The following is a 3,487-nucleotide window of genomic DNA, read 5'->3' as shown; positions in this document are numbered from 1 at the left end:
GGTTACATTCCGAACCCGGAAGCTAAGCCTTACAGCGCCGATGGTACTGCAGGGGGGACCCTGTGGGAGAGTAGGACGCCGCCGAACAATCATTCGAGAGAAGCCCCCGCCGGGTGAACCTGGCGGGGGCTTTTCTGTTGTAGGGTCAACGTGCATTGTCATCACACGGGACAGGAGGCCCCCGGGTGGAGGTCCAGGAGACGCGGGTCCAGACCGATCGCGTCCTCACCATCCCCAACCTGCTCAGCATGGGCCGGCTGGTCGGTGTTCCGCTTTTTCTCTGGCTGATTCTCTGGCCGGTTTTCGATGGCCCCAACAACGATGGTTGGGCGCTGCTGATCCTGATGCTGAGCGGTGTCAGCGACTACCTCGACGGGAAACTCGCGCGGCGGTGGGGGCAGGTCAGCCGGGTGGGGCAACTGCTCGATCCGCTGGCCGACCGGCTCTATGTGCTGTCCACGCTGGTCGGTTTGACCTGGCGTGAGATCCTTCCGTGGTGGGTGACGGCGATTCTGCTGGCCCGGGAAGTGTTTATCGGCGCGCTGCTGCCCATTTTGAACCGGCACGGTTACGGGCCGCTCCAGGTGAGTTTTCTGGGGAAGGCCGCGACCTTCAACCTGATGTACGCGTTTCCGCTTCTCCTGCTCGGCAGCGTGGACAGCTGGATCGCGCGGCCGGCCGAGGTGGTGAGCTGGGCCTTCATCTGGTGGGGGACCACGTTGTACTGGTGGGCCGGTATTCTTTACGCGGTTCAGGCCAGGCGGATCACTCGAGCGGGCTCGACGGGCTCCGCGTCCGCAGTCTGAGACGTGATCTGAGAGAAGTCCCACGCCGCATCGGTGCGTCGGACGATACCTTCCGGGTAGGGATCCCTCTGGAACGGTTTGATGGACCTGTAGGTCCACCACCGCAAAGGAGGACGCACCCGTAATGAAAGCCGTTGTCATGGCAGGGGGCGAAGGAACCCGACTCCGCCCGATGACCTCAAGCATGCCGAAGCCGCTGCTTCCGGTGGCCAATAGGCCGATCATGGAGCACGTGCTTCGGCTGCTGAAGCGGCACGGCCTCTCCGACACCGTCGTCACCGTCCAGTTCCTGGCTTCACTGGTCAAGAACTACTTCGGTGACGGCGAGGACCTGGGCATGCATCTGACCTATGCCCACGAGGAGACGCCGCTAGGCACCGCGGGGAGTGTCAAGAACGCCGAGGACGCGTTGAAGGACGACTCCTTTCTGGTGATCTCCGGTGACGCACTGACCGACTTCGACCTCTCGGAATTGATCGACTTTCACCGCAGCAAGAACGCACTGGTCACCGTCTGTCTCACCAGGGTGCCGAATCCCCTCGAGTTCGGTATCACGATCACGGACGACGACGGACGGGTCGAGCGCTTCCTGGAGAAGCCGACCTGGGGGCAGGTCTTCTCGGACACTGTGAACACCGGTATCTACGTGATGGAACCAGAGGTCTTCGACTACGTCGCAGCAGGTGAGTCCGTCGACTGGTCGAGTGACGTCTTCCCGCAATTGTTGAAGGAGGGCAAGCGGGTCTACGGCTACGTCGCCGAGGGCTACTGGGAGGACGTGGGCACCCACGAGAGCTACGGCAAGGCCCAGGCGGACGTCCTGGAGGGCAAGGTCGACGTCGAGCTCGACGGGTTCGAGATCTCGCCGGGCGTCTGGGTGGCCGAGGGCGCGGAGGTGGACCCGGAGGCGGTGCTGCGCGGGCCGCTGTACATCGGGGACTACGCCAAGGTCGAGGCCGGTGTCGAGATCCGCGAGCACACCGTGCTCGGCAGCAACGTGGTGGTCAAGCGCGGGGCCTTCCTCCACAAGGCGGTCGTGCACGACAACGTCTACATCGGGCCGCAGAGCAATCTGCGCGGCTGCGTGGTCGGCAAGAACACCGACGTGATGCGGGCCGCCCGGATCGAGGACGGCGCGGTGATCGGGGACGAGTGCCTGATCGGCGAGGAGTCGATCATCGGTGCGAACGTCCGGGTCTATCCGTTCAAGACCATCGAGGCCGGCGCCGTCGTCAACACGTCGGTGATCTGGGAGTCCCGCGGCCAGGAGCACCTGTTCGGTGTCCGTGGCGTGTCGGGGATCCTGAACGTCGAGATCACCCCGGAACTGGCCGTGCGGTTGGCCGGCGCGTACGCCACGACCTTGAAGAAGGGGGCGACCGTCACCATTGCGCGTGACCACTCGCGTGGTGCGCGTGCGCTCAAACGGGCGATGATTTCGGCGCTCCAGACGTCGGCCATAGACGTTCGCGACCTGGAGAACGTGCCGATGCCGGTGGCCCGGCAGCACACCGCGCGGGGGAGTGCGGGCGGGATCTTCCTGCGGACCACGCCGGGGGTGCCCGACTCGCTGGACATCCTCTTCTTCGACGAGCGCGGGGCCGACCTCTCGCAGGCCGGCCAGCGCAAGCTGGATCGCGTGTACGCGCGCCAGGAGTACCGGCGGGCCTTCCCCGGTGAGATCGGGGACCTGACCTTCCCGTCCAGCGTCTTCGACTCCTACGCGGGCAACCTGCTGCGGGCCGTCGACACCACCGGGGTCCGGGAGGCCGGGCTGAAGGTGGTCGTGGACACCGCGCACGGCAGCGCCGGCCTGGTTCTGCCGAGCATCCTCGGGCGGCTCGGAGTGGAGGCGCTCACCGTCTCCAGCGGGCTGGACGAGGCGCGGCCGACGGAGGACGCGGAGGAGCGGCGGGCCGGGCTGGCCAGGCTCGGCGAGCTGGTGGCCTCTTCCCGGGCGGCTTTCGGCGTCCGCTTCGACCCGGTCGGCGAGCGGGTCGCGTTCGTCGACGAACTGGGCCGGGTGATCGACGACGACCGGGCACTGCTGGTGCTGCTGGACCTGGTCGCGGCCGAGCGGCGCAGCGGGCAGGTGGCGCTGCCGGTGACCACGACCCGGATCGCCGAGCAGGTCGCCGCGTACCACGGCACCCAGGTCATCTGGACCACGACGACGCCGGACGACCTGGCGAAGGCGGCCGCCACCGAGGGCACGGTGTTCGGCGGGGACGGGCGCGGCGGGTTCGTGGTGCCGGAGTTCAGCGGAGTGCTGGACGGGGCCGCGGCCTTCGTGCGGTTGGTCGGCCTGGTGGCGCGGACCCAGCTCACGCTGAGCCAGATCGACGCGCGGATCCCGCAGGCGCACATCCGTCGCCGGGACCTGGCGACGCCGTGGGCGGCCAAGGGGATGGTGATGCGCTCGGTGGTCGAGGCGGCCGGCAGTCGGCGGTTGGACACCACCGACGGCGTCCGGGTCGTCGAGGCGGACGGGCGCTGGACGCTGGTGCTGCCGGACCCGGCCGAGGCGACCACCCACCTGTGGGCGGAGGGTCCGGACGACGAGGCGACCGAGGCGCTGCTGGACGAGTGGGCGGCGGTGGTCGACGGGGCCGGGCGGTGACGACACCGGCCTGATCGTCCGACGGTCCTGACGGTCGGGGCGCGCGGCATGGTCCGCGCGC

General features: G+C 67.9%; 2 protein-coding genes and 1 rRNA gene. All 3 read left to right on the top strand.

The genetic code is table 11. The annotated features are described in order from the left end of the window. A 5S ribosomal RNA gene (gene rrf / locus ACFVX9_RS39520) occupies nt 1-87 on the top strand; the annotation flags it as partial. A 98-nt stretch (nt 88-185) separates the two neighbouring features. Continuing rightward, entirely contained in the window at nt 186-806 is a 621-nt protein-coding gene (gene pgsA / locus ACFVX9_RS39515) for a CDP-diacylglycerol--glycerol-3-phosphate 3-phosphatidyltransferase (RefSeq protein WP_063350199.1), read from the top strand. A 124-nt stretch (nt 807-930) separates the two neighbouring features. Next, nucleotides 931-3,426 carry a mannose-1-phosphate guanyltransferase gene (locus ACFVX9_RS39510; RefSeq protein WP_063350200.1) on the top strand — a complete coding sequence of 832 codons (2,496 nt, stop codon included), beginning with the start codon at nt 931-933 and terminating at the stop codon, nt 3,424-3,426. Nucleotides 3,427-3,487: the final 61 nt, after the last annotated feature.

It is taken from the genome of Kitasatospora sp. NPDC058243, assembly GCF_042882025.1.
Lineage (GTDB): Bacteria > Actinomycetota > Actinomycetes > Streptomycetales > Streptomycetaceae > Kitasatospora.
This window is presented reverse-complemented; position numbering and strand designations above follow the sequence as displayed.